Genomic DNA, 26,725 nt, shown 5'->3' with positions numbered 1-26,725 from the left:
TGGCCCGGTATGCGGCGGAATCGGCATCAGGGCAACAAGGCCCGAGTTTAACGGACATGGCCAAGGCGAAGGACAAGGACAACAAGGGCGGCGGCACCATCGCGCTCAACAAGCGTTCGCGTTTCGAGTACCACATCGACCAGCGTTTCGAGGCTGGTGTTGCCCTGCAAGGCTGGGAATTGAAGGCACTGCGTGCCGGCCGGATCAACTTTGGCGACAGCTACGCAGTCGTCCTTAAGAACGAGATATTCCTGATCGGCACCTCCATCCCGCCACTCATCAGCGCATCCACCCACGTCATCGCCGAAGATCGACGCACGCGCAAACTGCTGCTGCATCGCAAGGAAATTGATCAGCTTGTCGGCGCCGTCGAACGCAAGGGCTACACCCTGGTACCAACCGCGATGTACTGGAAAGGCAACAAGGTCAAGGTCGAGATCGGCCTCGCCCGCGGCAAGCAGGAACACGACAAGCGCGACACCGAGAAGCAGCGCGACTGGCAGATCGAAAAGCAGCGCACCATGCGCTCGCACAATCGCAGCGCCTGAATCCGCACAAGACACTGCGCAACAAAAAGCCCTTGATTTTCATCAAGGGCTTTTTGTTTATTGGGGTGGCGTCTATTGAACTATTCGCCGCAAGCCTTGCGCTCTAAAGGTTTCGAGATTCAACGATTCCGAGTTGCCCCCAAAGTTGCCCCCAGACTGTGTCACATGCCCTCGCACGCAATAGTCATGCATACACGACACTTCTCGACACTTTGTGGACTTTGGCTGGCTTATAGCTGGCGACGGCCCTGTCTGCATGAGGCAGCTTCAACCCAGCAAACTTCAGTAGTTTGCTGGCACATGCGCGGCGGGCATGGCACTTCGGCTCACAGTGTCAATGCAACGGCTTAGCCCCGCGCAGGCGTCTTACGTACCCGCCTTTGCGCCGGCAATTCGTCGTCCTCTACTGCCAGCTTGCGAGCAAGGACGAATACTTGATCCAGCGATACTGATAACTCGGCGGCAAGGCGTTGCATCGACTTGAGCGAAGGATTCCTGCGGCCGCGTTCGATCCCGCTCACGTACGTACGATCAAGCCCTGCACGGAAGGCTAGGTCTTCTTGGCTGACCTCTGCGCGCTCGCGTAGGAGGCGAAACGCAGGGCCGACGTACGGGGTGATGTCCACCCGCTTACGTTCACTTGCCGTAGACTATTGATCCACGGACTATAAGTCACGTTACGCGACAACACACTACGCCTGATGCGCTGGACTGGCAGTTGGAAGACTAGAGGGATGAGCATGCCTATGTGGCTTCAGGCGGTTTTCGGCGGCATCGGCGCGGCTAGTGCTTTCATCACTCAGCACTGGATAGGCATCGTCATCTTCTTTGCTTTCTGGGAGGTTTGGAAGATCGGCGGCCTGCTTCGAGAGGCAAATTCGAGGCTTGAAGAAATAGCCGGCAACCTGAGCTGCATAGAGGCCTACACCGACGCTATGTCAGCGGACGATAGGAACGGCAAGCCGCGGATGCAGAAGCGGAATACTTTAGGAATTTAAGCGGCACAAGAGAGCAACAAGCCGCTGAGTCATAACCCACCACAAATGGGCCTGTGGATCGCTTCCACGGCAACATTTGCGTCGTCTACAGGGGAAGAATATGTACCGGTATATCGTGCTCACAGCCGTGCTTGGTCTGGCTCTTACCGCGTGCGCCAGCGTCCCAGACTTAAGCGGCAAGGATGGAACGTGTGTTCATGCATGCAGCGACACCTATTCGCAATGCCTCTCCAAATTCTCCATGTTCCCTATTGAGCGCCAGCACGAGTGCACCTCTGCGCTCAAATTATGCGGATACTCTTGTCCGGCGAATAAACCGCAGCCGACTCCTTAGCACTCACCCGAAAGGGCGCGCAACGCCATGACGTGGAAGGGGGGTTTCGGGCTAACTCCCCTCGTTGCTTTTTGCCTGTATTTTGCAATGCGCCTGATATTTCAGGTTTGTTTATTTCGAGAACTCACGGATGCCAGCGAGTGCCAGCGCAACCATGAGAGCCTCTGTGAACCTTCCAAGCAAGGCAATCACAACGCCCTCCATTGGTAATATATAAAGGTGCACGCCGAGCGTGTCAGCGAGCGCATAAAAAATGCCCTGACTGACACGCCGGTCGTGTCGGTAAGATACTCACTGACACGCTAGGCATGTTGTGCTGACACGCCCGCCGTGTCGGTCTGACACGCTGGTCGTGTTGGACGTTGCGTTTTTCCGCTCTGGTTTTGGCATTGGTGGCTGCGGTGTATTCCATACCCCGGACGCGACCCGCGTCGCCGGTACATCCAGCTTGTTGCGACACTCGTTGATGGCCAGCCATGTCAGCGCGAACAGGTTGCAACGGTTCAACCCGCCTTGCCGGGTCTTTTCGATCATGCCGAAGTGCAGCAGCTCTGCCTGTGCACGCCACAACGTGTCACGCGAGCGCCAGCCACGCGGTTGCATAATTCTCCACGCGGTGGACAGGTCGCCATTGTTTGCACCACGAAACTGCAAGCCCAGGTCGTTCAAAAGCTTCACAGCATGCGCTGACAGCGCGCGATAGTTCGGCGACTCCATGACCGCGTGCGGTTGCGTGAAATAACCGCCACTTTCGGCGCGACCCGTAATCTTGCGTCGATTCCGGCTCATGCCGCACGGTCAGCCAATGACTCAGCGAAGGCGATCACTTCGACAGTACGCCATACGGTGACGCCAGCACTTAGGCGAATCGGCTTTGGTGCCTTGCCAGACTTGCACCAACTCCACCAAGTTGCAGGCGACACTGGGATGATGCCCGGCTTGCCTGTGCGGCGGTTGTTGGCTATTTCCGAGACACGCGAATAGACGCATGCGGTAACTATTTCGGTACTCATTTGACCGTCCTTTGTTGGTTTGGACGGACGTTAAACACCGAAACGAAAGGGCGCTTACTTCACTTTCGCTTTGTTCAGGACAGTACGAACTGCTTGCGGCGTGACTTCGAATTGCGGAGCAAGGATGCCAGCTAGTTCGCGGCGTGATCTACCTTGTACAAGGAGTGCCCCTGCCTTTTCCACGCAACGAGAATGCCACTTTGCAGCTTCCACTTTTTTTGCCTCCCCAGCTGCCTTTCCGCCCTTCCTTCGATCTAACCGGATTTTCTTTATGTCCTGTGTAAATTCACGCGCAGCAGCCTGATACCCGGATGCCCGTCCGTCACTGATGACAGATAGCAATCGTTGCTGTTCGAATAACTCGGCGGACTTTCGTTGGGTACTCTCCAGCTCCATCACCAGCACTCTCATCCATGCATAACGACTAGCGAGTTCTTCGATGTCACATTGCATGGCACACCGAGCCAGCCGATCCGCACGCCTCTGAAGTACAGCTTGCCGTTGCTGTACATGGTTGGCTTCGCGACTAAGCTCACCAAGCTGGTTTAGTCGAATATCTGACATGCGCACACCTCTACGCCCTTCAATAAGTGCCGCCCAGCCTAGGCGCGACGTTCAACGGCTATTGATCAGCTGGCCTTGCGTGTCATCGGCACGACGTTGCCGCCGATCTTCAACGTATCCAGATAGTCCGCCCATCCAGCCATCATCTTGCGTCGCTCTGACAAGTGCGCCGTGCGGTTGTATGCGCGACCGTTCGGGTCTTTCACTGCATGCGCCAGCTGGTGCTCGATGTAGTCGGGCCGGAAGTGCAGCACTTCGTCCAGCACTGTGCGAGCCATCGCGCGGAAACCGTGACCGCTCATTTCATCGGTGGCGTAGCCCATGCGACGCAACGCCGACAACACCGCGTTATTGCTCATGGGTCGCTGCGGACTGCGCGCACTAGGGAACACGTAGCGCCCGCGCCCGGTCAGTGGGTGCAGTTCGCGCAGGATCGCCACGGCTTGCGGTGCCAGCGGGACCAGATGCGGCTCGCGCATCTTCATTTTCTCGGCAGGGATATTCCATTGCGCGCCGTCCATATCGAACTCCGCCCATTCTGCTTGCCGTAGTTCGCCCGGTCGCACGAACACAAGCGGCGCGAGTCGCAGGGCGCACTTCGTCACCAGCGAGCCTTGATAGCCGTCCATCGCGCGGAGCAGGCCACCGATAGCAACCGGGTCGACGATGGCGGCTAGATGGGTTTGCTTGACTGGTGGCAACGCGCCGCGCAGATCGGCCACCGGGTTGCGTTCGGCGCGGCCGGTGGCAATCGCATAGCGCAATACCTGTCCGCAGTTTTGCAACACGCGGTGCGCGGACTCGACGGCGCCACGGTCAACGATCCGGTTCACCGTCGCCAGCAGTTCCTTTGCCGTAACGTCGGCAATCGGTCGGCTGCCCAACCACGGGAATACATCATTCTCCATCCGCAGCATGATCCGACTGGCGTGCAGCTCCACCCATGTTGCCGATTGCTTCGTGTGCCACTCGCGCGCCACCACTTCAAAGCTGTTCGCTGCACGATCCTCGCCGGCAGCTTTGACGGCCTTGCGCTGTTCACCCGGATCGACGTCAGCGGCCAGCAACTTGCGGGCCGCGTCGCGCTTGTCGCGGGCATCGGCCAGACCGGTATCGGGGTACGTGCCGAGAGACAGACGTTTCTCCTTGCCCCCATACCGGTACTTCAAACGCCACCACTTGCCCCCGGCTGGCGAGACTTCCAAGTACAGGCCGCCACCATCGAAAAGTCGCTGGGTCTTGTCGGCTGGCTTGGTCTTGCGGATGGTGACGTCGGAAAGCGTCATGGGGGCAACTCTCACGGGGATAGGTGCTGTTGCCCCCGATGTTGCCCCCAGTTGCCCCCGGATTGCAATGGATCAGATTGGACGACATCAGGCACAAAAAAGGCCGGAACCTTTGCTGTTGCTAGGGTTGCCGGCCTTCGTTGGACTGCGTTGGAGCTGTAAATGGTGGAGGTGGCGGGAGTCGAACCCGCGTCCGAAGGCGTTAAATGCCCAGATCTACATGCTTAGCTCACCGTTCGATCTCGTTCCGCGACAAGCACGATGGGCAAAGCGCACCGCGGAACCAGCCTGATTGATTTGACCTAGAACCGCCAGGCGGCAGCGTTCGGCGATCTCATGATAATGACCCTACACCGACGAGCATGAGCACAAGTGGGTTCGGGGCTTACGCCTTAAGCGGCGAGAGCGTAGTTGTCGTCGTTGGCAACTAGAAGTTTGCTGCTGGATTTACGAGGAAAGCTGCCCCCTCGGCATGCACCAAGTCATCTCACTACCCCCGTCGAAGCCAGGACACCCCCGGGGAAAACGATGTGACCCGGTGAGTATATGGGGCCGATGGCCGCAGCATCAATGACATTCGCTACGGCATCAACCATCACAACCAGCGAAAACACCGACCATGATCATGCGACAACGACCAGTGCGGGTTACGCGAACATTGACCGCACACCACCCGAATGTTGTTCAGGTGCGAACGCAACGTCTATACTTGGCGACTTATATCACCCTGTACCCGCTTCACTCGTGAGAATGATCTCGATGACTCGACTGCAATTGCTTGGCCTTGCCGTGGCCACAGCCCTGTTTGCCTCCGCCAGCGTTCATGCCGAAGGTGACAAGGCTGCCGGGCGCAAACTGATCTATACCTGTGCCGGTTGCCATGGCGTACCTGGTTATACCAACGCTTACCCGCAGTACCCGGTACCGAAGATCGCCGGGCAGAACGAGCAGTACATCGTCAACGCGCTGCATGGTTATCAGAGTGGCGATCGCACGCATCCGACCATGGATGCACAGGCGCAGAGTCTGTCCGATACGGACATTCAGAACATCGCCGCCTACCTTTCCAGCCTCGCCAAGTAGTTGCCAAGGACTTTCCGCATGAAACGTGCGCTTACCCTGCTTTCATTCGGCGCCATGCTGGCGTTCGCTTCCACCCAGTTGCTGGCCAATGGCAACGCCGAGAATGGCAAGCAGAAGGCTGCCACCTGCTTCGCCTGCCACGGTGTCGATGGCAATGCGGTCGATCCGCAGTACCCACGTCTGGCCGGCCAGTACAACACCTACCTGCAACACGTGCTGCATGAGTACAAGGACGGCCAGCGCAACAACCCGATCATGAAGGGTATGGTAGCCACCCTGTCCGACCAGGACATCGAAGACGTCGCCGCATACTTCTCCAGCTTGCCGACCAAGCTCGATACTCTGCAGGGTCATATCGGCGGCGACAAGTAAGTCTGCCGCCTCGCTGCACCAAACCAAAGGCCCGCTCTCGCGGGCCTTTGGTTTTAGGGTGATGATCGAGCCGTCGGCTCAGGCGATCGCAGACTTGCCCTCGGCCTTGTTGTAATAAGGTTTCTCGCCCGAGGCATGATCGGTCGCATCGCGCACCGCAGTGATTTCCGGCACGCGCTCGCGCAGGGTCTTTTCCACGCCCTGCTTCAGCGTCACGTCGACCATCCCGCAACCGTGGCAGCCACCGCCGAACTGCAGCAACACCGCTCCGCTGGCATCGATCTCCAGCAACGTGACCTTGCCGCCATGCGAGGCGAGCCGCGGATTGATTTCCGATTCCAGCACATAGCGCACGCGCTCGATCAGGCCAGCTTCCACACCCGGCACATCGCCCTTGATCCTGGGCGCGCGGATATTGAGCTGACCGCCGGTGGCATTGGGTTCGTAATCGATCGTGGCATGGTCCAGCCAGCTAGCGCTGTCGCCATCGATGTGGAACAGGAAGCCTGCGCATTCGATCGTCCACTCGCCACCGGCAAGATCGGCCGGCTCGCAGAACTCCAGTTCGCAATTGGCCGCCGCTGTGCCGGGGGAAGTCACCCGCAGACGGATGCTCAGGTCGTCGCTACCCTGCTGTGAAAGAAGCCGCAGAAAATGCTGCTGCGCGCGTTCGGAAATATCGATCATGCCTGCTCCGGGGTCGCCAAACGGGTGCTGGCAGACCTCGCCAGCGAAACAGCACCATTTTAGTCCTGTTTCAATTTCATTGCGCGCTTTGACTTTTGCGCGCGCAACTTCGACGCTTCGCATCCCGACTTTCAGCCCCATGGAGATCCGCATGAACGCCAATGACCTGGCCACTCAGCACTGTCAGCCGCGCAAGGGCAAGGAGCATGCGCTTGACGCTACGCAGATCAATGGCTTGCTGCAGCTGGTACCGGGCTGGCAAATGCATGCCGACGGCCACGCCATCGTCAAGGACTTCAGATTCACCGACTTCCATCACACGCTGGGCTTCATCAACGCGGTCGGCTTCATGGCCAACCATGAGGATCATCACCCGGATATCGAAGCCGGCTACGGCCATTGCCAGCTACTGTGGTCGACTCATGACGTCGGTGGCCTGTCGCTGAACGATTTCATCTGTGCCGCCCGCGTCGAAGCGCTGCTGGCGCGCTGATCAGAAATCCGTGCGCGACTTGTCCCGTGTGTAGACCAGCCGCTTGCCCTTGACTGAGAGCACATCGAGAAAGTCTTTCAGATCGTCCGGCAGCGGCGTGGAGAAGCTGTAGGAGCGCCCCTCCAGCTCGAAGCTCATGTGCGCGGCGTGCAGGAACATCCGGTTCAGGCCCATCTCGCGGAAACGCTTGTTCATCTCCTTGTCGCCGTACTTCGGATCACCAGCCAATGGATGGCCGATGTGCGCGGCATGCACCCGGATCTGGTGGGTTCGTCCTGTGCCCAAGGTGGCCTGCATCAGGCGGGCGCCGGGATACTGCTCCATCTCGCGGAAAAACGTCAGTGACGGCTTGCCGTTGTCCGCCACCCGCACCATGCGCTCACCGCCTTGCAACACGGATTTCAGCAGTGGCGCATTGACGTCGAACTTGGCCTTGGCCGGGTGGCCGAGCATCAGGCACAGATACTGTTTGGTGACTTCGCCGGCACGGATTGCCGCCTGCAGACCAGTCAGTCCGGCCCGCGTCTTGGCAAACACCAGCACGCCGCTGGTGTCGCGATCGAGTCGATGTACCAGTTCCAGGTGTTCCTGCGGCCGGGCCGCGCGCAGCAGCTCGATCGCGCCATGACTGACCCCGCTGCCGCCGTGACTGGCCACGCCGGAGGGCTTGTCGATGACCAGGAAGTGCTTGTCTTCGAAAATGATGGCGTCGGCCACTGAAGCCACCAAACCGGTGGCCGGCGCGTTGCCCTCGGGCCGTTCAGCCACCCGTACCGGCGGAATACGCAGCATATCACCAGCCGTGAGACGGGTATCCGGCTTCGCCCGCTTACCGTTGACGCGCACCTGGCCGGTGCGCAACAACCGGTAAATCATGCTCTTCGGCACCCCTTTGAGCATGGTTACCAGCGCATTGTCGATGCGCTGGCCGTCCCGCTCGGGACCGATCTCGACTTGACGTACACCGTGAGGTGCGTCGGGGGAAGTTACCGTCTGCATTGAAAAAAACCTGCTGAAATAGGATACTCGGTGGGCGCTACATTCTGCCCATCGATGTCTGGATCGGGTCGAGTGCCCGCCCGTAACGTCGGCGAGGATTGCGCCGGTTGCCTTGGCGGCCGGTCGCGGCTCCCTTTCATCGTAACGGTTCGGGCTGCCGTTTGTCCGATGCCATTGAGGTATCGGGGCGGCAGACGCAGCTGATCGAATCATCCAGACACCGGTAACGGTGCCGTTTTTTTGCCGCTTTTACCGCAGCGGCGCGATCCCCGGCAGGCCGCCATTGTGGCGCCACCGTGGCACGCGACGCGCGACAAGCCGAGGATTACTAGCATGAAGCGTATGTTGATCAACGCGACTCAGCGTGAAGAGTTGCGCGTGGCCATTGTCGATGGCCAGAACCTGTACGACCTGGACATCGAAATCCCTTCCCGGGAACAGAAAAAGTCCAATATTTACAAGGGTCGTATCACACGTGTTGAGGCTTCACTTGAAGCCTGCTTCGTCGAGTACGGGGCCGAACGCCACGGCTTCCTGCCGCTGAAGGAGATCTCCCGCGAGTATTTCCTGCCGGGTGTGGATCACCACAAGGCCGGTATCCGCGAACTGCTCAAGGAAGGCCAGGAAGTCGTCGTCCAGGTCGAGAAGGAAGAGCGCGGCAACAAGGGCGCCGCCTTGACCACCTTCATCAGCCTCGCTGGCCGTTACATGGTGCTGATGCCAAACAACCCGAAGGCCGGCGGTGTCTCGCGCCGGATCGAGGGTGAGGACCGGCAGGCACTGAAAGAAGCGCTGGAACACGTCACCGTACCCGACGATGTCGGCCTGATCGTGCGCACCGCCGGCCTCGGCCGCGACGCTGAAGAGCTGCAGTGGGACCTCGATTATCTGCTGCAATTGTGGAAATCGATCTCCGGCGCCGCTACCTCGCAGAAAGCGCCGTTCCTGATCTACCAGGAATCGAAGCTGTTCATCCGCGCCCTGCGCGACTACCTGCGCAGCGACATCGGCGAGATCCTGATCGATGAGGAATCGCTGTACAACGACGCCCGCGAGTTCATGCAGCAGGTAATGCCGAACGCGCTGCGCAAGCTCAAGCTGTACAAGGACGACACCCCGCTGTTCACGCGCTACCAGATCGAGACGCAGATCGAGAGCGCGTTCGACCGCCAGGTACGCTTGCCTTCGGGCGGCTCGATCGTGATCGACCAGACCGAAGCGCTGACCGCGATCGACATCAACTCCTCCAAGGCCACCAAGGGCAGCGACATCGAGGAGACCGCGTTCAACACCAATTGCGAGGCCGCGGTGGAAATCGCCCGGCAGGCGCGCATTCGCGATGCCGGTGGCCTGATCGTGATCGATTTCATCGACATGGACAGCCCGAAGCACCAGCGCGAAGTGGAAGATCGCCTGAAGGAAGCGTTGAAGCTCGATCGTGCCCGCGTGCAGATCGGCCGCATCTCGCGCTTCGGCCTGCTCGAGATGTCGCGTCAGCGCCTGCGTCCGAGCCTCGGCGAAGCGACCCAGATCGTGTGCCCGCGCTGCGAGGGCCACGGCCACATCCGCGGCGTGGAATCGCTGTCGCTGTCGACCCTGCGCCTGATCGAAGAGCACGCGATGAAGGACAACACTGGCCAGGTGCTGGTGCAGGCACCTACCAGCGTGGCCAACTTCCTGCTCAATGAAAAGCGTGCCAGCGTGGTCGAGATCGAACTGCGCAACAAGGTGCACGTGATGATCGTGGCTGACGAAAAGCTGGAAACGCCGCACATTGAAATCCAGCGTATCCGCGAAGCCGACATGGGCGAGCACAGCAAACCCAGCTACGAGCGCTTGACCACGGTGGAAACGACCGAGCTGCCCAAGATGGGCCAGGCCTTGGGCAGCAGCGAACAGCCGGCGGTCAGCGGCATCGTGCCGTCCAGCCCGGCGCCGTTGCGCGAAGAAGTCGCCGCTCCCGTTGCCGCCGCACAGCCGGTTCCGCGCCGCCAGCCTGCGGCTACCTTGGCCCCGTCACGCTCGGCGCCCTCCGGTGGCGTCATCTCGCGACTGATTGGCTGGTTCCGCAGCGCCGAAGCAGCCGCGCCGACACCCGCTGCCGGGCGTCCCGACGGCAATGACGGTACTCGCGACCGCCGCGACGACCGCACGGGACGCAACAACACCCAGAACACCTCCGCGCAGCGACAGCCGCGGCGCGAATCGACGCAGCAGAACGCGCCAAAATCGGGCGCATCGCAGCAATCCAGGAACCCACGCCAGCGCAACAACGAGCTGCCGCGCCAGCCGCAGCAGCAGGCGCAAACACCGAGCGTCAAGACGGAACGTCAACCCAAGCCTGTCGTGAATGGGAACAATCAGGCACGAGCCGAGCGCAAGCCCAACCCGCAACAGCCGGCGAAGGCCGAGCGTCCGTCGCGCCCCGTCGCAAACGAGCGCCCGGCTGCCACGTCGCCGAACGACGCGGCCAAGGAAGCCGAGCTGCTGGTCGCGCCCCTGGCCGAATCGACGGCACCGGATTCCGCTGACGACACCCTCGACACTGATGGCAGCCAGTCGCGCCGTCGTCGCGGCCGTCGCGGCGGCCGTCGCCGTCGTCGCCACGACGACGCGGCGCCGAACGGTACAAATCTCGATGCCGTGCAGGCGCTCGACGACGAGGATCGGGATGAAGACGCCAGCGCCCCCGCAGTCGGCCGTAGTGAGCCGCCGCCTGCGGCTACGACAGTGGCCGTCAGTTCCTTGGCCTCTGCGGCGAGCTCGGGCAGTGCAAACAACACCGAGCCGGTCCCGGCGGTGCAGGCAACTGCTGAAGCAGACAAACCGGCCACCCCCGCGTTGGTAGCAGCGACACCCACGCCGTCGACAGAAAAAGCCGCCTCCACGACCGAAGCTGTGGACAACCAGCCGCCGAAGTCGGCTGTCACGCCGGCAGCTGCGACTGGTGCGGCCTTCAACCTGCCCACCCTGCCACCCATTCCCGCTCAGGCGAAACCGGCGGCCAGCACCACCGATGCCAGCGATGCGGTCAAGGTGACAGCGCAGCCTGCACCCTCGTCCGCACAGCCGGTCAACCGCCCGCCGCAGCCGATCGCAGCGGCTCCCGTGGTCCATACCGACAGCGCCATCAACAAGTCCAGCGAGAGTCCGGTTGCTACTCCCTTGGCTGACGCCGTACCTGCCCCGCAACCGGTGGCAGCAATCGACCCGCCGGCTCCTGTTGTCACCCCGGTGCCGCAGGTCCAACCGGCAGCTCCGACCGCTACAGCACCGTCGGCCGGCACGATCAGCCAGCCCACCAGCACTCCTGCTGCTGTAGTTGTAGTCATGCCGACGACAGCAGTCACGCCGCTGCCCAAGCAGGGCGATCTGCTGGCTCAATCCATCCCTCCGACTGCACCACACGACGCAGCGATGAAGCCAGTGACTGCCCCGGCGGATGAGAAACACGAGAGCGACTCGCACGGCTGAATCGCCAGCGACCTGCTCCAGTAACAAAAAAACCGGACTCATGTCCGGTTTTTTTGTTACTGCCTATGGATGCCACGGGCAACCGTTATGCGGGTACGCGTGGCATCAGCTACCGACCTGATGATTCGGGGTATCGATCAGGCCATGCACCGTCATCAGATGCGCCAGACTCAGCACATGATCCACATGCAGCTTTTCCATCAGGCGCTGCTTGTAGGTCGATACCGTCTTCGGACTCAGGTTGAGCTGTTCGCCGATGATCGTCAACGGCTTGCCGCGCACCAGCATCATCGCCACCTCGAGTTCACGGCTGGACAGCACATCAAACGGTGAGGTGCTGCCATCCAGGGTGGCTAGCGCCAGTTGCTGCGCTACCGCCGGCGCGAGGTAGCGACGACCGTTGGCCACCTGACGTACGGCAGACACCAGCTCCTCGGCACTGCACCCCTTGGTCAGATAACCGAGCGCACCGGCGTCAAGCAGCCGCTTGGGAAAGCGCGCATCGTCCACCACCGTCACGATGACAATGTGAGTGGACATCTTCGAGCGGCATACGCGTTCGGTGAGCTCGATACCACTCATGCCGGGCATGTGCACATCGACCATGGCAATATCCGGCGCGAGCGTGCGTATCAGCCGCAGGCCTTCTTCGGCACTCCCGGCCTCGCCGGTAACGCAAATATCGGCCTGCTGCTGCAGGATCATTCGAAAGCCAGTGCGTACCAGCTCGTGATCGTCCACCAGAACCACATTGATCACTTCACGCCCTCCTTGATTGGGCCGCATGAAATCAGGTTGCCAACCTGTTCTGCGACAAACTGCTGCCCCCTGCACCACATGATCCGGTCAGCGACCCAGACTGCACTCCCATGGTACTGCGACACCAGCAACTTTTCCGTGTGGATACTCAAGCCGCCAGCGTGTTGCCAACACCCGCGTCAGCGTTACCCGCATAACGAGCCAACACGATCGCCGAAGTCGGACCAGGTATCTCTACACAAACGGATTCACTTGAGCGCAGGTGCTCATCACGTGCCAGTTCCCTGGCCAACTTGATCGCGGCTCCCAGCTGCAGATCACCGAACAGCGCGACGTGGGAACGGCAGACCTTCCAGCCACCGGCTGCAGAAGGCTTGATTGAAATGATCACCATGGCATGCACCCCATCCCCGTGAGCAAATCTAGCGTGATACGTGTGGCCGAGGCGGCCGGGTATCTCCATCATGGGAACGCAATGTGCCATGCCGATGACGGTCGATCTGTAGGCTTGCGCCTACAGGCCATGTGCGGGAATCACGGCGCGCGATTCCCTCGATCATTACAATGATCTGCTGCAATACGCCGTAGGGGTTCGAGTCCCCTCTTGGCACCCGTAGCATCCTGAAGCCACTTCTGGAAACAGAAAAACCGCCATTCGGCGGTTCTCTGTTTCTTCATGACACCAGCAAGACCTGCTGGAATCCATCATTGGTGCCAAGAGGGGACTCGAATTGCGCATAGGATCAACGCTCGCAAATCACTTAAGAAGATATGCCCCCATAAATGCCCCCAGCCAACCACATCATTCAAAGGACGGCTGGCCACGGGTAACACGACTGCAGATTCCGGTCGAACTGAACACCGATTCCGGTCAACGTTGATCAGTCCGACCCAATTTAGGTATTCCAAGCGAAGCTATCAAAGCGTCTTTTTGGGTGATGCCGCGATGAGTGCGGCTCCCATGTTGCAACGTCATAAGATCGCGCGGGTGAAAACCCGCGCGTGCAGCCATTCAACACTGGGGTTATGCGGCGGCGAAGCCGTCCGCATTGAACGAGTCCTTAGGTGCCCTACTCAGAGGCAACAGCTCTAACCATGACAATATCTCGCTGAGGATCACCGCCAAGAGAAAAGGTGTGATCACCCGCCTCCACGAACCCCCATTTCTTGTAGAACGAGATGACCCTTGGGTTGCGCTCCCAGACATCGAGCCACAATGCATCTGATCCTTGTTGCTTGATTTCGTCGAGGCAAGCCTTCATGAGCTCCTGCGCGACGCCCTTGCCGTGCCAGTCTTCGACGACAGCGAATACCCTGATCGGTCGGTTCGGCGGCCGCTACACTCGATATCGAGCGGATCATGGCTCATTGTCTGGAGTCTTCCAGGTTACTGAAAATAGGCACCATGCGGCTCAGTGCAACATGATTTCATCGGTGAACAACCACGCGTTGTGGCCAGCACCCGCGCTGTCGGACGGCAGGGGGCCATAGTTCTCCGCCTTAACGCGGACATAGCGTGCACTGATCGGTACGGGACTGCTGAACTCGATGCGTTGCACCAGCGGACGTGCATCGCCGGCGTCGACCTTGAGCGTCCTTGCATAGAGTTGCGACCAGTGCTGGCCATCGGACGACACGTAGAACGTTACCTGCTTCGGCAACAGCACCCACGAACCACTCTGCTGCATGAAATCCACCGCGATGCCGTGCAGTCGGGTCGGTTGCTGCAGGTCGATGCTGGCATCGAGATCGCCCCCCTCCCAGCCGACCCATTGGCCGTCATGGAAGTTGTCGCTGCCGAGCAACCCGTCGTCCAGCGTGTTGGCCGCACCGCTGTAGTGCGGGCTCGGTGGCTGTGCGTAGGTGATCGGCTTGCCTGCTGCCAGGTTGTCGATCGTGGTGAAGCGGGTCGGCAGGTCCATCGCGCGGCCGTGGCGGAACGGCGTCACCTGCAGCGTGCCGGCATGCTGGATCGCCAGTGTGTCGGTGAATTCGGGAGAATCCTGCGTCGGATCGCTGCCGTCAGTGCTGTAGTGGAAGACCAGACCAGGCAGGCCGCTGGTGGCCTGCAGCAACCAGCCGCCGTGCGGGCCGGGCGCGAGGTGGAACGTGGCCAGGTCCTGGTCTTCCGCGCCATAGTTCACCCCCCGAGCGTCGAGCACGAGGTATTGCGCCTGCAGGCGCCGCTCGAAATCGGCGTAGTCGCGCGGACCGTCGTTCCAGGTGATTTCGGCGAACGCCAGCATGCGCGGATACAGTTTGCTTTCCGCGTTCAGCGGCGTGGCACGCTCGCTCCACAACGGCGCCTCGGCACCGAGGAACAGCCCGGTCGGTGCATCGGCATAACCCTGACGGGGATCGGTCGCGTAGATCTTCTTCACGCCGAGCCCTGCGGTGGGCGAGTCCAGATAGAACGGTCCTGCGTTGATGATGCGGTTGCCGCTGGCGAGTGCCTTGCGGCCCTCGACCTCGCCGCGCCAGATCTCGATGATGGCGTTCCTGTCGGCGCCGCCTTCGAGAATCTCGTCCCAGCCCATCAGGGTCTTGCCCTTGCCGGCAAGGTAATGCTGGATGCGCTGGATGAAATAGCTTTGCAGGCCTTCCTCGTCCTTGAGCCCCTGCGCGTGCATCAGCTGCTGACAGGACGCGCAGTCGTGCCAGCGGTCCTTGGGTACCTCGTCGCCGCCAATGTGCACGTACGACGCGGGGAACAGCGGAATCACCTCATCCAGCACGTTCTGAAGAAAGGTGAAGGTACCCGCGTCGCCCACGCAGTCGATGTCCTTGAATACACCCCAGGTCGTCGGTACGGCCAAGGGTTTCCCGGTGCATGACAGCTCCGGATATGCCGCCAGCGCTGCCATGCTGTGCCCCGGCATCTCGATCTCCGGGATCACCGTGATGTTGCGTCGGCGCGCGTATGCGACCACGTCGCGGATCTGCGCCTGTGTGTAGAAGCCGCCGTAGCGACTGCCGTCCGCCTCGGTGCGCCACGCACCGACGTCGGTGAGCTTCGGATAACGCTTGATCTGGATACGCCAGCCCTGATCGTCCGTCAGGTGCCAGTGGAAAACGTTGATCTTGTAGTAGCTGAGCAGATCGAGCTGCTTCTCGATAAAGGCAACCGGATAGAAGTGCCGCCCGACGTCGAGCATGAAACCGCGATAGGCGAACGCCGGTGCATCCTCGATGCGCACGGCGGGAATCTGCAACGACGTGCTTTTTCCAAGCGGCAACAATTGCCGCAGTGTCTGCACACCCCAGAACAGACCCTTGTCGGTCGCCGCACTGATCGTGACGTGTTGCTGTGTCACCTCCAGTCGGTACGCCTCGTCGCCGTGCACGGACGAGTCGATCTTCAGCGTGATGTCGTGCGCGGACGCCCTCCGGGTCAGCACGATGCCGGTCTGCTCGTGGAGCGCATCGCGCAGGAACGAGGCGATCTCGCGCGAACGCGCTTCGTCGGGAGCAACGATGCCGGTATGCGCATCCAGCCGATAGCTATCCTCGCCGACCTCAATCTTCTGTGGCTTCGGGATGATCGAGATATCGCTCGCACTGCAGGCACCTGCCAGCAGGACGGAAAGCAGAAGCCACCAGGTCGCAAGGGTTTTGAACATTGTGAACTCCACCCATTTCAAGGGACGGCTTGCCGTCAAGCGCTGTTCGGCCCCGACAATGCTGGGGCCGAACAGTTGAACAGACTCAATCGAGTCATGCCTCGATCAGGCAGAACCGCTCAAGTCACCTTCAATCGAGCCCGCTTCAATCAAATTTGTAGTCGAAAGTCAGGAACAATTCACGACCGTTGTATTCACTGCCGGTCTGCCCCGTCGTGACGAACTCGAAGCCGCCGGCGTAGTACGGGATCGAAGAGACCTTGTTGAAGATGTTGGACACGGTGAAGCTCAGCTTGGTATCCGGGTTGATCTGCCAGCCGATCGAGCCGCTCCAGGTGATCCACGTCGGCACATGGCCGTAGTACACGGTGTCGGCGACGTTTGCCCCGCCGATCTGGCAGGCGCCGGTATCGACCGTCGTCCCGTCGGGGCTGACGACAGTCACCGGGCTCGGTTGGATGCCATTGGGCAGCGTGTTGCAGTTGCCGTAGCCTGGCGCGCGCATGCGGCCATCGCGCAAACCGGAGAGCGACGCGTTCCAGTCGCCCTTTTGCCAGGTGCCGATCCAGGTGACCCTGCTCGCCACATTGTTGTAGCGAGTGTTCAGCAACGGGTCGGAAGCCAGCACGCGCTGCTTGTACGCGAGGTTGTCGGTGTAGTTGACGCCGGTGGTGAAATTGCCGTAATCCTCGGTATTCAGCCTGTACTGCAGCGAGGCATCGACACCGCTCACGTACAGCGAGGCCTCGTTGATCGGTCCGGATTGCACTGAGGTGATTTGGCCTGCCGCATTGCGCTGCACATCCGCTATCACCATCTGGCAATACGCCGATCCCTGTGCGTGCGCGGTGTACGGCGACAAACCCGTTGAGCCGTCCGCCTGATAGCCGGTAAGGCAGCCAGCCTCGTCCTGGAGCACGGTACTCTGGCTGATGTACTCGATGGCGTTGTCCACGCCCATGTGCCAGTAGTCGGCAGACACCGACAGACCCTCCACGCCCGGAACCTGCCACACGAAACCATAGGTCCAGGAGTGGCCGGTCTCCGGCACCAGGTCCGGGCCGCCGACCGTTTTTTGCTCGTACCACTGCGACTGGGGACGTTGAATAACGCCGTTGCACCAGGTGCTCGAGGTGTTGCCCGCCTTGATGGCGTTGATGCACTGCAGATTATCCTCGTAAATGCCTTGTGGTACGACGGAGCCGCCCTGGTAGACCGCCGCCATGTCCGGCGCCTTGAAATTGGTGCCATAGCTGCCGCGGATCAGCAGGCTGTCGAACGGACGCCATTCGAGGCCGGTGCCCCAGGTGCGGGCAATGTCGGCGCTGCTGGCGTCGTGGTACTTGTCGAGGCGGCCGGAGATGGTCCAGGTCAGCGAGTTCACGATCGGCACGCGGAACTCGGTGCCCAGCGAAAAGCGCTGGCGGCTGCCGCCGCCAAAGTTGTCGTTATAGAACGGATCCACGAAGGTGGCGGAGTTGGCCTCGCGCGGATCCGGCGACAGCAGGAAATCGTTGTCCGCAGCTTCCAGCACGGCTGCCCAACCCACCGACTCGTCCACCCACGGGAACTTGAACAGGTCGCCGTTGACGCGGAACTGCGCCTGGTTCAGCGACGACTCCGCCGTGTTCTCACCATTGACCGCGAACTGGCTGTATTGCTGCGGCGTGATGGGGTTCCAGAAGCGCTGCCAGTTGATGGCATAGATGGGCAGCCCACCGGCGGTGGTTCCCGTCTGCTGGCCGAGGAAGAAGTTGTTCATGGCCGCCTGGTCCATGCCCGTAAAGTCCTCGCGCACGATGTACTTCTGGCTATTGAGGCTGAAGTCCCAGTTGAAGTTGCCGTCGAACATGGTGCCACGCAGGCCGGCCGTGATGTTCCAGTTCTGCTCGCGGTCATGGGTATTGGCGGACGTGCCGATTTCCTGCGCGGTCAGCTGGCGGTCGAGCGCATTGATGGTTTGCCCCGTGGTCGAGTCATAGAACGGGCTGCCGTAGCCAAAGAAGGGCAACTGGGTCTGGGAGATACCCACCGAGTCGTACAGGGCCGCCGAACCGTAGAGTTGCAGGCCATTGCTGAAATCGTATTCGCCGGCCAGGTAACCGTTGTTGGTGCGGCTGCCCGGCGTCAGCACCCAGTTCTGGAACAGGTTGGGCTGCGAGCAGAAGGAACCGTTGTCGGTCGTTCCGGTGATCTGGGTGCCGCTGGTGCTGACGCTGTGCGACTGGCTCAACTGCGAGTTGCTGAACTTGCCGCAGGTGCCCGCCGGCGGCGTGATGTACTGGCCATTGCCGTTCGTCGCGGAGAGGGCGATGGCGCCGGACGCATCGTACTGGTAGCCGAACATGCGGTCGGCCGGGTTCCAGGCACCATAGGCTGCATCGGATACCGAATCCTGGTACGGACGATCGCTGCCCCACAAGGCCGTGCGGTTGGACTTCTCCACGTTGTAGAGAATGTGCCAGTTTTCGCCGGACTTGCCGCCGAAGAAGTTGATGTCGCCATAGGAACGGCCGCCACGGGTGGCGCCGCCGCCGGTGACCTGCAGATCGTCACCCTGATAGTTCTTCTTCAGGATCACGTTGACCACGCCCGCCACCGCATCCGAACCGTAGATCGACGAGGCGCCGGAGGCCAGGATCTCGACATGGTCGATCATGCCGCTAGGCAGGTTTGCGTAGTTCTGGAAGCTGCTCTGCGCGCCCAGCGGCTGCGGGTAATCCACCACGCGAACGCCGTTAATCAGCAGCAGGCTGAAGCCCGCACCCAGGTTGCGCAGATTCACCGGGCGCGCATTCACCGCGGTGGCCCCCCAACTGGCCGGATCCTGCGGCGGCTGGCCCATCTGCGGCAGCGAATCCAGGAATTCCCACAGCGTGGTGAAGCCCTGCTGCTTGATCTGCAAGCCGGTAATGGAAACCACGGGGGTCGGCCCTTCGATCTCCACGCGTGGAATCATCGAGCCGGTGACGGTGACTGCCTGTAGTTTAGTGGCCTTCTTTGACGATTCGTCCTGCTGGCCTTGTTGCGTATTCGATGGTGGCGCAGTTGACGCATCCTGCGTCGATGTCTGCGCGTATGCCTGTGGCCCGAACAGTGCCAGTGCCAGTGCACTGGCCAATACGCTTCGATGAAAACGGATCTTGCTCATGGTTGCCCTCTCCCCGTTGAAACTGATCTGTGATGTGAAACCCCGGGTCCCCAAACCCGGAGCCGATAAACCACCTGCCGCCACCTTCCACTCGACGCATCCGGATCTTCGACGGAAGGCCTCATGAACATCTGTATCGATCCAAATCAAACGCCGCCTTCAACCCTCCTCCACGCCCTCGGTTACTGCTGTCTGGATGAAGATGCCGAACTGGCCTGAGACGAACGACGCCGGGTTGCAGGTAATTCATCCCAAATCTGCGGATCTTCCGCTCCCAGTACCCAGGAACAGAATCCCTGCAGGTTGTACTGCTTCACCACCGCATAGCGATCGCGGAAAGCATGCGCGTCGGGCAGGAATACCCACTCGCGCATCTGGTCGCGATAGAAGTAGAACCAGGATTCGTGTTCGACCGGATCCCACTGCACCGTGGCGCCGTATTGCTTGGCCAATGGCAGCGATGCGTCGGCGTCGATGTAGTCGGCCGAAATGTTCGACGACTCCTTGCCATCCGCGCGCACCGGGTCGCCGGCATACCAGTGGTAGCCGTACAGCGGGATACCCAGCGAGAGCTTGTCCTTCGGCACCACCGCAAGCGCGTATTTCAGGTGCTGCATGGTCCATGGCATGCCAGCCACCGGGCCGGGCGTGGTCCAGCGCGTATGCTGGTCGTAGGTCATCAGGCAGACCAGGTCCAGCACCTTGGCAAGCGCTTTCAGATCGTAGGCGCCGCGCCAGTATTCCCACATCCATTTGCTGAAGGCGCCGCCACCTGCGTAGCCAGGAGCATTGGGTACCACGGCCATCGACAACTGCAGGCCATGCTTGTGCAGCGCCTCGGCTGTCTGCTTCGTCAACAACGTCAGCGCGTCGCGATCGGTCCAGGCGATGTTCTCGAAATCGAACTGGAAGCCGCTGAAGCCGTGCAGCGTAGCCTGCTCGATGAGCGAGGCGATCATCGCCTGCTTGGCCTTCTCGTTGCCCAGCAATTGATGGAATTTCGCACGATCGCCACCCGTCGAAACGATCGGCATCACCGCCACGCCGTTCGTCTTGGCAACCTGCATCACGTAGGGATTGGGTTGTCCGGAGACCAGACCGTCCTCGTCCACGTTGTACCAGGTCGGCACCAGCACATCGATCTTGTCGGCGTGATGCACGAACGAGTCGATCGATTTCTGCGAGTCCAGCATGTAGAACAGCGCACTCGGCGCATGGGCGGATGCACCGAACGGCAGGATCAGGCACAGCAGGACTAAGAGGTGTTTCATCATGGTCGCAGGCATCCGCATCAGAGACTTTCCATCCCGATGCGATACGCATAGACATGCGCACCGGCCGGCTGCGCCGGCAAATCGAGGCTCAGGCCATCAGGCTGTTGTTTGAAGACGACCGGCTTGCCGGTCGCCAACGATGTCACCGAAGTGACCTTCATTGCCGGGCCGATCGAATGGATCAGCGCATGGCCCGTCGTCGGCCACGCCATCTCGATGGCGTACAGCTGCGAGCCCTTCGTGGTGAAGCGGAAATCCTCCGCGGTGTATGGTTTGGTCTTGGTGTCCTCCATCGTGCCGGCAACCACCTGGGTCGGGCCTTCACCAAAGCGTCGCCACGGCCGCGTGCCGTAGATCGCCTCGCCATTGGTATGCAGCCACTGACCGACCGCCTGCAGGATGTGCGTTGCCTGCGGCGGGATGGTGCCGTCGGCCTTGGGGCCGATGTTGAGCAGCAGGTTGCCGTTCTTGCTGACCACATCGGCGAGCAACTGCACGATCTCGTCAGGCGACTTGTAGGTATCGCCTTCGGCGTACCCCCACGAATCGGGACTGACCGAGGTTTCGGTCTGCCACGGCTCCTGGCGGATATCCGCCGCCTGCCCGCGCTCGATGTTCATCGTGCCGGTGCCGGGACGCATGTCGTCGAGCTTGTAGAACTGCACGACCGGCTGCTTCCGCGCTGCCGCCTGGTTGTAGTAGAACGCGACGAAGTCGGCCAGCACGCCGCGGAAACGCGGCTGACCGACCCACCAGTCGAAATACATCAGGTCCGGGTGGTAGTCCTGCACGATCTCGGACGAACGCGCCAGCCAGTCGTCGAGGTAGGCGTCGGACACAAACGTCCAATCGACCTCCTGACCGTCTTCGCCCTTGGCCGATTCCGACGGATGCGCCGGGCCATACAGTGCGGCATAGCGCGGATCGTTGACGTCGGAATTGAACGTGCGCCCGTATTCATAGAACCAGTCGTGCTCGGCCCGATGCGACGACAGGCCCAGCTTCATGCCCTGCGCGCGGATCGCCTTGGCCAGTTCGCCGATCACGTCGCGGTGCGGCCCCATCTTCACCGCGGTCCAGTCCGACAGCTTCGAGTCGTACATGGCGAAACCGTCATGGTGCTCGGCGACCGGAACCACGTAGCGCGCACCGGCTTCGTGGAACAACTTTGCCCAGGCCTGCGGATCGAAGCGCTCGGCCTTGAAGCGCGGGATCAGATCCTTGTAACCGACCTCGGGCATCGGGCCATAGGTAGCCACCTGATGCTGGTAATAGTTGGCGTACTCGCCGGTACGCTCGTACATATGACGCGGATACCACTCGCCCTTGTACGCCGCCACCGAGTACACGCCCCAGTGGATGAAGATGCCGAACTTGGCGTCCCGATACCATTCCGGCGTGCTGTATCCGGTCAGGCTCTGCCAATCCGGTTGCATGGGCCCTTGCCAGGCGACCTTGTGCGTCTGTGCAAGGATGGCCTGGCGTGCATTGTCGTAAGGACGGTTGGCCGCCACCCATTGTTGTTCGATCGTCGCCGCATCCGGCGGCGTCATGGCATGCGTGCCATCGGCAGCCACGGCGGCCGTCATGCCGCAGCACGCAACAACGAAGCCCAGGCATAGGCCTACACGGCGCAGCTTGCGCACACGCGTTGTCATCGATATTCCCGACAGTCTCTTGCTCATGCGGTTTTGCCCTCTGTTTCGCGACACATCAGCCAACTCGCCGCACCGATGACACCGAGCTGCGCGTGATCCACCACGTGGACGGGAATGGTTTGCAGAAACGGGCGCATCACGCCCTTGTCGAGAAAACGACTGGTGAACGTACTCTTTTCAACAAACGCGGTCATGCGCGAAAGAAACCCTCCCGCGAGGTAGATGCCGCCGGTGGCGCCATACAGCATCGCCAAATCGCCGAGGAAAGAACCGAGCCATCCACAGAACAGCTGCAAGGTCTCCACCGCCACCGCATTCGTGCCAGCACATGCCGCGTCAGTGATCGCGGCGGGTTCGTGGAACACGACGGGTAATTGCTTGATACGGCATAACGCGCCATAAAGGCGCAACAGTCCGGGACCGGACAACACATGGTCATAGGGGACATGTGTGTCGTCTTGCGTCAGCTCGGCCAGCACCTGCTGCTCGCGTCCCACGCGAGCAGCCAGCTGGATATGCCCGGCTTCGGTCGCCAGCACCTTCGGCTGTGCACCGGGCAGACGCACCGCGACGCCGAGCCCGGTACCGGGGCCCACGATGACCACGGAACCGGTGGCGGTTTCTTCATCCCGTCGCGGGTTATGCAGCGGAGTGACGCTGCTCGCATCCAGGTAGGCCGTGCCATAGGCCAGCGCTTCAAAATCGTTGAGTACCTGGATGTCGTTCAGCCCCGCCGCCTTTTCGAGCGCAGCGGGTACGATCGGCCACTGCAGGTTGCTGTTGACGACGCTGCCTTCATGCAAAAAGCCCGCGCAAGCGAGCACAAGGCGGTACGCCTTGGTCGCCTTCTCATCGCAGAACACGCGCACGATGGCTTCCAGGCCCGCGTACTCGGCGCACTTGTACACGTGGTAGGCAAGCACAACGGGCGCGGGTTGACCCGGTCGAAACGCCATCAACCCTATGCGCGCGTGGGTGCCACCTACATCGGCGGCAAGGAAGGGTTCGCCGGAAAACGAAACCGCAGCTCCAAATGACGTGGCTGCTTCCTGCGCGGCGCCGGACGACAGGGGATAGGTATCCGCGGCCTGGCTATAACGCTGGCAGCCGCTCTTCATGCGCGATGCGGTCCGGTGCCCTGACAGGACGGAACCGTTGCATCTTGACGCAGCTTGATCGGGCTCTGCATTTCCTCTCCCGGTGATCCCCGACGGCCGCTCTGGGTCATCCCCAGCCCATGCGCCGATTTCATATGTGAATATCTAATTCATATTTAGGTGCAAAGAGCTTATAGGCCGAATTTAGATCGAGGCAAGTCGCACCGCAACAGAAATTTTCAAATCACGGCCCATTGCGGCGCGATTGCCTATAAATCATTGTTTTATGCACGCGCCCGGGACGCCCGCGCCCGATTTATTGAGGGACGGTACAGGCGAAAAAGAACCTCAGCAGGGCCGTCGTTGTCGCCGCCTCCCGTAGTTCAAAAGAGGGGATGCGAACCGGTACGAATCATAGCTTCCGGGATCCAGAACCACGTGTGCAACGCGCAACCGCTCCCACGTATAAGTAATGTGCACCATCCCGTCGCTGGTCTGGATGGTCGCCGGATAGGAAAACTCGGCGCGGAGATTCGTTTCCAGCGTCAGTACACGCTTCCAATGCTCGCCATCGCTTGAGAGGGCGACAGCAAGCACTCCTCGTCCATCCCACCAGTTTTTCCCGTGCGTCGCGGGGTTGTAGACCAGCAGTGCGCGGCCATCGGCCAATAACACGGCATCGATGCCAGAATTCGGATTCGGCACATCCAGCAGCTTCAGCGCAGACCACGTGCGCCCGTTATCGGTAGAGCGCGTCGTGAAAAGACGGTCCTGTCGGGTACGGCCTATCGCCTGAAGATCGCCATCATGCCATGGCAGCAAGCTTGGCTGGATGGCTTCGATGCCATCGGGGTTGTCGATCGGCAGATTGCGCCGCCACGTTTTACCCAGATCAGTCGAACGCTCGAAATGAATGCGCCAATCACCCTGCTCCGTGCTCGATGGACTGACGATGCTGCCATCGGCAAGTTGCACGGGCTTGTTCTTGATCGGGCCCAGCACGCCGTGCGGAAGCCGTTGTGCGTTGGACCAATGCACTCCGTTGTCGGTCGATGTCTTGAGCATGCCCCACCAATGCTGTGGATCGGGGCCGACCTTGTAAAGGAGCATCAATGGCCCGCTGCGAGGGCGGAATAAAACGGGATTCCAGGCAGGCTCGCGTCGTCCCGCGGGTTGTTGGCCGTCGGCCACTTCGACTGGCACGCTCCAACGCCCCTTCGTTTGTCGTGCCACCCAGATGCCGACGCCTGGGTCGCGCTCCTGCTTGCCACCGAACCATGCCACGACAAGCCCTTCAGGCGTTTCGACGATCGTCGATGCATGGCTCTGTCGGGTTGGTGGAGATGTGCTGATGAACTCGCGAAGAAGAACAGGATCGGAATTTGCTGCAGACCCAAGCGCGGGAATTCCGAGCATTCCCAAACCGAATTGAATGGCCCATCGGGATACCCTCACGCACCTAACCCGCTGGCTTCGACCAAAGCGGCTGCACAAGACCGCGCAGCACGGGACGTCGGGAAGCTTGCAGATCGAAAACCACTGCGGTGTTATCGCCTCGCTTGAGCCATGGTGCTGGCAGATACAGCGAGCGCTGCGGACCGATGTCCCAGATGCGGCCAAGGTTATGCCCGTTAACCCACATGAATCCCTTGCTGAAGGCGGAGACATCCAGATAGGTATCGGCGAGAACCACCTCACTGAAACGACCACGATGAAATGCAGGGCCATCCACTGCTTGAGTTTTCCATCCGCGAAGCGCGTCCGGCGAACGCATCGGCAGCGGATAAACCTGCCAGCCATGCAGTACGTTGCCGTTTAATAACACCGGATCGACAAGACCGGCACGGCCGTCTTCAAGGCGCGGTCCGTAGTTGACGCGGCCGGTGTTTTCGACCAGCACATCGATCGAATGCGGGCCGGCGCCGATCGTGGTCTCCACGGCGACTTGCTTGAGACGCCGATCGACGGTGCCGATCAGTTTCTGATCGACATAGACCGTAGCGTAGTCGCGCACCTCACCAAGATAGAGCTGTCCGGAAACGGGGCCACTGATCTGCGTGCGATAAAGGATGTAACCGTAATCCTGGCCGAAGTGCTCCATCGACTGTGGCTGATCTGCCGCCAGCGGCGCCGGGAGGTTATCCCATAGCGATGCCGATTCCTCCAGTGCGAATTCGGGCACCTGCATGAAGGGTATGGGCGGCGGCAGCGGTGGCGGCGTGATGCCCGTAACCTTGGAGATGAGGTCGCGGAATTGAGCGAACTTCGGCGTGGGCCGACCTGCTTCGTCCAGCGCCGCGTCATAGTCGTAACTGGTGGTCTGCGGCGCGTAATGATCGGCAGGATCACTCTGGAAGTTGGCGCCATTCATAAAGCCGAAGGTGGTACCGCCCGCGAACATATAGATGTTTACCGAATAGCCATGCCCCAGCATCCAGGTCAGTTCTTTGGCCTGTACCTCAGCATCCGTGTGCGCGTGCGTCCCTCCCCATTGATCGAACCAACCGGCCCAGTATTCACCGGCCATCATCGGTTGGCCAGGGCGAAATTTCTCAAGCTTCGGGAATTCGTTTTTGGCTTCACCCGTACCGAAGTTGATCACGGCCAGCACACCCGGTAGCGCGTCGTTACTCAGTTCGTCGGCACCGTCGGAGGTAAACATCAGATCACCGCCCAGACCTACGCGGATCAACGCGTGATGAATATCCTCCATGTAAAGCCGATCATTGCCATATGAGCCATATTCGTTTTCAATCTGCACGGCGATGATCGGTCCGCCATGGATGGCCAACCATGGCGCGACTTCCCTGCCAAGGCGCTGGAAATACTTGTCGACCGCTTGCAAGAACGCCGGGTCCTGCGTACGCACATGCAGGTACGGATCGGCGAACAGCCATGACGGAAATCCACCCGCCTCCCACTCTGCACAGACATACGGACCAGGGCGAAGAATGACATCGAGACCCTGTTCCTGCGCAAGGCGCATAAAGGCCACGATGTCATTGCGTCCGCTGAAATCGAATTGCCCCGGCTGCTGCTCGATGGCATTCCAGTACACGTACGTGGTGATCGTGTTCAAGCCCATGGCGCGCGCCTTTTGAAGGCGGTCGCGCCAGTACGCTTGCGGTATGCGCTGGAAATCCATCGATCCGGAAATGATCTGGTGCGGCTTTCGTGCCTGCACAAAATGATTGCCTTCGATGGTGACGGGTGTCGTGGCCATCGCGATGACCGGTATGCCTGGCAAAATCGCCACACCAAGAATCCATGCGGCCATCACAGAGGTCGTCTTGCGCACGTTTTTTCCGGCGACAT

General features: G+C 60.7%; 23 protein-coding genes and 1 other RNA gene. 6 read left to right on the top strand and 18 right to left on the bottom strand.

Annotation, left to right across the window (positions count from 1 at the left end; all coding sequences use genetic code 11):
* Nucleotides 1-56 precede the first annotated feature (56 nt).
* On the top strand, nucleotides 57-548 hold the full coding sequence (smpB, locus tag B0E48_RS09655; RefSeq protein WP_077517912.1) for an SsrA-binding protein SmpB: 492 nt from the start codon (nucleotides 57-59) through the stop codon (nucleotides 546-548).
* Between the two features lie 347 nt (nucleotides 549-895).
* On the opposite strand, the gene B0E48_RS18180 is transcribed toward smpB, so the two are convergent.
* Entirely contained in the window at nucleotides 896-1,174 is a 279-nt protein-coding gene (locus tag B0E48_RS18180) for a helix-turn-helix transcriptional regulator (protein WP_077517911.1), read from the bottom strand.
* Between the two features lie 114 nt (nucleotides 1,175-1,288).
* On the opposite strand from B0E48_RS18180, the gene B0E48_RS09645 reads away from it, so the two are divergent.
* Nucleotides 1,289-1,546, top strand: a complete 258-nt coding sequence (locus tag B0E48_RS09645; RefSeq protein WP_217317948.1) for a hypothetical protein — start codon at nucleotides 1,289-1,291, stop codon at nucleotides 1,544-1,546.
* A 625-nt stretch (nucleotides 1,547-2,171) separates the two neighbouring features.
* Here the strand turns inward: B0E48_RS09645 and B0E48_RS09640 are convergent.
* The 5 genes from B0E48_RS09640 to ssrA form a co-directional block, all read right to left on the bottom strand.
* On the bottom strand, nucleotides 2,172-2,669 hold the full coding sequence (locus B0E48_RS09640) for a hypothetical protein (protein ID WP_077517909.1): 498 nt from the start codon (nucleotides 2,667-2,669) through the stop codon (nucleotides 2,172-2,174).
* Complete coding sequence (locus B0E48_RS17895) at nucleotides 2,666-2,893, bottom strand: hypothetical protein (protein WP_217317945.1); 228 nt, start codon at nucleotides 2,891-2,893, stop codon at nucleotides 2,666-2,668. The genes B0E48_RS09640 and B0E48_RS17895 overlap by 4 nt, the downstream gene beginning before the upstream one ends.
* A 54-nt stretch (nucleotides 2,894-2,947) precedes the next feature.
* Nucleotides 2,948-3,457, bottom strand: a complete 510-nt coding sequence (locus B0E48_RS17520; RefSeq protein WP_139350229.1) for a hypothetical protein — start codon at nucleotides 3,455-3,457, stop codon at nucleotides 2,948-2,950.
* 65 nt (nucleotides 3,458-3,522) lie between these two features.
* Nucleotides 3,523-4,743 (bottom strand): integrase arm-type DNA-binding domain-containing protein, encoded by a 1,221-nt coding sequence (locus B0E48_RS09635; protein ID WP_077517908.1) that lies wholly within the window; start codon nucleotides 4,741-4,743, stop codon nucleotides 3,523-3,525.
* 163 nt (nucleotides 4,744-4,906) lie between these two features.
* Nucleotides 4,907-5,261, bottom strand: a transfer-messenger RNA (tmRNA) gene (gene ssrA / locus B0E48_RS09630).
* A 241-nt stretch (nucleotides 5,262-5,502) separates the two neighbouring features.
* On the opposite strand from ssrA, the gene B0E48_RS09625 reads away from it, so the two are divergent.
* Both B0E48_RS09625 and B0E48_RS09620 read left to right on the top strand, forming a co-directional pair.
* The gene (locus tag B0E48_RS09625) at nucleotides 5,503-5,826 is read left to right on the top strand and encodes a cytochrome c (RefSeq protein ID WP_077518381.1); all 324 of its coding nucleotides are present in this window, start codon (nucleotides 5,503-5,505) and stop codon (nucleotides 5,824-5,826) included.
* Between the two features lie 18 nt (nucleotides 5,827-5,844).
* Nucleotides 5,845-6,198, top strand: coding sequence for a cytochrome c (locus tag B0E48_RS09620; RefSeq protein ID WP_077517907.1), 354 nt, complete (start codon nucleotides 5,845-5,847; stop codon nucleotides 6,196-6,198).
* A 78-nt stretch (nucleotides 6,199-6,276) separates the two neighbouring features.
* Here B0E48_RS09620 and B0E48_RS09615 read toward each other — a convergent pair whose 3' ends face one another.
* A complete protein-coding gene (locus tag B0E48_RS09615; RefSeq protein ID WP_077517906.1) occupies nucleotides 6,277-6,885 on the bottom strand; it encodes an NfuA family Fe-S biogenesis protein in 609 nt (202 codons plus the stop codon).
* A gap of 151 nt (nucleotides 6,886-7,036) precedes the next feature.
* On the opposite strand from B0E48_RS09615, the gene B0E48_RS09610 reads away from it, so the two are divergent.
* Nucleotides 7,037-7,378, top strand: coding sequence for a 4a-hydroxytetrahydrobiopterin dehydratase (locus tag B0E48_RS09610; RefSeq protein ID WP_077518380.1), 342 nt, complete (start codon nucleotides 7,037-7,039; stop codon nucleotides 7,376-7,378).
* Here B0E48_RS09610 and B0E48_RS09605 read toward each other — a convergent pair whose 3' ends face one another.
* Nucleotides 7,379-8,377, bottom strand: a complete 999-nt coding sequence (locus B0E48_RS09605) for an RluA family pseudouridine synthase (protein WP_077517905.1) — start codon at nucleotides 8,375-8,377, stop codon at nucleotides 7,379-7,381.
* 333 nt (nucleotides 8,378-8,710) lie between these two features.
* Here B0E48_RS09605 and B0E48_RS09600 point away from each other — a divergent pair, with 333 nt between their 5' ends.
* Nucleotides 8,711-11,851: an Rne/Rng family ribonuclease gene (locus B0E48_RS09600; RefSeq protein WP_077517904.1), complete on the top strand. Its 3,141-nt coding sequence runs from the start codon at nucleotides 8,711-8,713 to the stop codon at nucleotides 11,849-11,851.
* Between the two features lie 105 nt (nucleotides 11,852-11,956).
* Here the strand turns inward: B0E48_RS09600 and B0E48_RS09595 are convergent, their stop codons facing one another.
* From B0E48_RS09595 to B0E48_RS09550, 10 genes are all read right to left on the bottom strand, one after another.
* Nucleotides 11,957-12,610, bottom strand: coding sequence for a response regulator (locus B0E48_RS09595; RefSeq protein WP_077517903.1), 654 nt, complete (start codon nucleotides 12,608-12,610; stop codon nucleotides 11,957-11,959).
* A 148-nt stretch (nucleotides 12,611-12,758) separates the two neighbouring features.
* The gene (locus tag B0E48_RS09590) at nucleotides 12,759-13,004 is read right to left on the bottom strand and encodes a hypothetical protein (RefSeq protein WP_077518379.1); all 246 of its coding nucleotides are present in this window, start codon (nucleotides 13,002-13,004) and stop codon (nucleotides 12,759-12,761) included.
* A 676-nt stretch (nucleotides 13,005-13,680) separates the two neighbouring features.
* Nucleotides 13,681-13,929: a GNAT family N-acetyltransferase gene (locus B0E48_RS09585; protein ID WP_077517902.1), complete on the bottom strand. Its 249-nt coding sequence runs from the start codon at nucleotides 13,927-13,929 to the stop codon at nucleotides 13,681-13,683.
* Nucleotides 13,930-14,022: 93 nt separating this feature from the next.
* The gene (locus B0E48_RS09580) at nucleotides 14,023-16,230 is read right to left on the bottom strand and encodes a family 20 glycosylhydrolase (protein WP_077517901.1); all 2,208 of its coding nucleotides are present in this window, start codon (nucleotides 16,228-16,230) and stop codon (nucleotides 14,023-14,025) included.
* A gap of 145 nt (nucleotides 16,231-16,375) precedes the next feature.
* Complete coding sequence (locus tag B0E48_RS09575) at nucleotides 16,376-19,381, bottom strand: TonB-dependent receptor (RefSeq protein ID WP_077517900.1); 3,006 nt, start codon at nucleotides 19,379-19,381, stop codon at nucleotides 16,376-16,378.
* A gap of 182 nt (nucleotides 19,382-19,563) precedes the next feature.
* Nucleotides 19,564-20,652, bottom strand: coding sequence for a glycosyl hydrolase family 18 protein (locus B0E48_RS09570; RefSeq protein ID WP_254423952.1), 1,089 nt, complete (start codon nucleotides 20,650-20,652; stop codon nucleotides 19,564-19,566).
* A 20-nt stretch (nucleotides 20,653-20,672) separates the two neighbouring features.
* Nucleotides 20,673-22,340, bottom strand: coding sequence for an alpha-L-fucosidase (locus tag B0E48_RS09565; RefSeq protein WP_254423913.1), 1,668 nt, complete (start codon nucleotides 22,338-22,340; stop codon nucleotides 20,673-20,675).
* Complete coding sequence (locus B0E48_RS09560) at nucleotides 22,337-23,431, bottom strand: glucokinase (protein WP_077517898.1); 1,095 nt, start codon at nucleotides 23,429-23,431, stop codon at nucleotides 22,337-22,339. The genes B0E48_RS09565 and B0E48_RS09560 overlap by 4 nt, the downstream gene beginning before the upstream one ends.
* A 327-nt stretch (nucleotides 23,432-23,758) precedes the next feature.
* Nucleotides 23,759-24,826: a sialidase family protein gene (locus B0E48_RS09555; protein WP_077517897.1), complete on the bottom strand. Its 1,068-nt coding sequence runs from the start codon at nucleotides 24,824-24,826 to the stop codon at nucleotides 23,759-23,761.
* Nucleotides 24,827-24,869: 43 nt separating this feature from the next.
* Nucleotides 24,870-26,708 carry a beta-galactosidase family protein gene (locus B0E48_RS09550; RefSeq protein ID WP_174566732.1) on the bottom strand — a complete coding sequence of 613 codons (1,839 nt, stop codon included), beginning with the start codon at nucleotides 26,706-26,708 and terminating at the stop codon, nucleotides 24,870-24,872.
* Nucleotides 26,709-26,725: the final 17 nt, after the last annotated feature.

Source organism: Rhodanobacter sp. C03 (assembly GCF_002001175.1).
In the GTDB taxonomy this organism is placed as follows: domain Bacteria; phylum Pseudomonadota; class Gammaproteobacteria; order Xanthomonadales; family Rhodanobacteraceae; genus Rhodanobacter.
The sequence above is the reverse complement of the archived record's forward strand: the minus strand, read 5'-3'. Positions and strand labels throughout refer to the sequence as shown.

What these genes read in the sequence shown, in the direction of transcription:
- smpB (WP_077517912.1), top strand. Translation starts at nt 57, where the DNA reads ATGGCCAAGGCGAAGGACAAGGACAACAAGGGCGGCGGCACCATCGCG.
- B0E48_RS09605 (WP_077517905.1), bottom strand. Translation starts at nt 8,377, where the DNA reads ATGCAGACGGTAACTTCCCCCGACGCACCTCACGGTGTACGTCAAGTC.
- B0E48_RS09645 (WP_217317948.1), top strand. Translation starts at nt 1,289, where the DNA reads ATGCCTATGTGGCTTCAGGCGGTTTTCGGCGGCATCGGCGCGGCTAGT.
- B0E48_RS09635 (WP_077517908.1), bottom strand. Translation starts at nt 4,743, where the DNA reads ATGACGCTTTCCGACGTCACCATCCGCAAGACCAAGCCAGCCGACAAG.
- B0E48_RS09575 (WP_077517900.1), bottom strand. Translation starts at nt 19,381, where the DNA reads ATGAGCAAGATCCGTTTTCATCGAAGCGTATTGGCCAGTGCACTGGCA.
- B0E48_RS09640 (WP_077517909.1), bottom strand. Translation starts at nt 2,669, where the DNA reads ATGAGCCGGAATCGACGCAAGATTACGGGTCGCGCCGAAAGTGGCGGT.
- B0E48_RS09580 (WP_077517901.1), bottom strand. Translation starts at nt 16,230, where the DNA reads ATGTTCAAAACCCTTGCGACCTGGTGGCTTCTGCTTTCCGTCCTGCTG.
- B0E48_RS09615 (WP_077517906.1), bottom strand. Translation starts at nt 6,885, where the DNA reads ATGATCGATATTTCCGAACGCGCGCAGCAGCATTTTCTGCGGCTTCTT.
- B0E48_RS09625 (WP_077518381.1), top strand. Translation starts at nt 5,503, where the DNA reads ATGACTCGACTGCAATTGCTTGGCCTTGCCGTGGCCACAGCCCTGTTT.
- B0E48_RS17895 (WP_217317945.1), bottom strand. Translation starts at nt 2,893, where the DNA reads ATGAGTACCGAAATAGTTACCGCATGCGTCTATTCGCGTGTCTCGGAA.
- B0E48_RS09620 (WP_077517907.1), top strand. Translation starts at nt 5,845, where the DNA reads ATGAAACGTGCGCTTACCCTGCTTTCATTCGGCGCCATGCTGGCGTTC.
- B0E48_RS09560 (WP_077517898.1), bottom strand. Translation starts at nt 23,431, where the DNA reads ATGAAGAGCGGCTGCCAGCGTTATAGCCAGGCCGCGGATACCTATCCC.
- B0E48_RS09610 (WP_077518380.1), top strand. Translation starts at nt 7,037, where the DNA reads ATGAACGCCAATGACCTGGCCACTCAGCACTGTCAGCCGCGCAAGGGC.
- B0E48_RS17520 (WP_139350229.1), bottom strand. Translation starts at nt 3,457, where the DNA reads ATGTCAGATATTCGACTAAACCAGCTTGGTGAGCTTAGTCGCGAAGCC.
- B0E48_RS09555 (WP_077517897.1), bottom strand. Translation starts at nt 24,826, where the DNA reads ATGCTCGGAATTCCCGCGCTTGGGTCTGCAGCAAATTCCGATCCTGTT.
- B0E48_RS09600 (WP_077517904.1), top strand. Translation starts at nt 8,711, where the DNA reads ATGAAGCGTATGTTGATCAACGCGACTCAGCGTGAAGAGTTGCGCGTG.
- B0E48_RS09590 (WP_077518379.1), bottom strand. Translation starts at nt 13,004, where the DNA reads ATGGTGATCATTTCAATCAAGCCTTCTGCAGCCGGTGGCTGGAAGGTC.
- B0E48_RS09565 (WP_254423913.1), bottom strand. Translation starts at nt 22,340, where the DNA reads ATGAGCAAGAGACTGTCGGGAATATCGATGACAACGCGTGTGCGCAAG.
- B0E48_RS09570 (WP_254423952.1), bottom strand. Translation starts at nt 20,652, where the DNA reads ATGAAACACCTCTTAGTCCTGCTGTGCCTGATCCTGCCGTTCGGTGCA.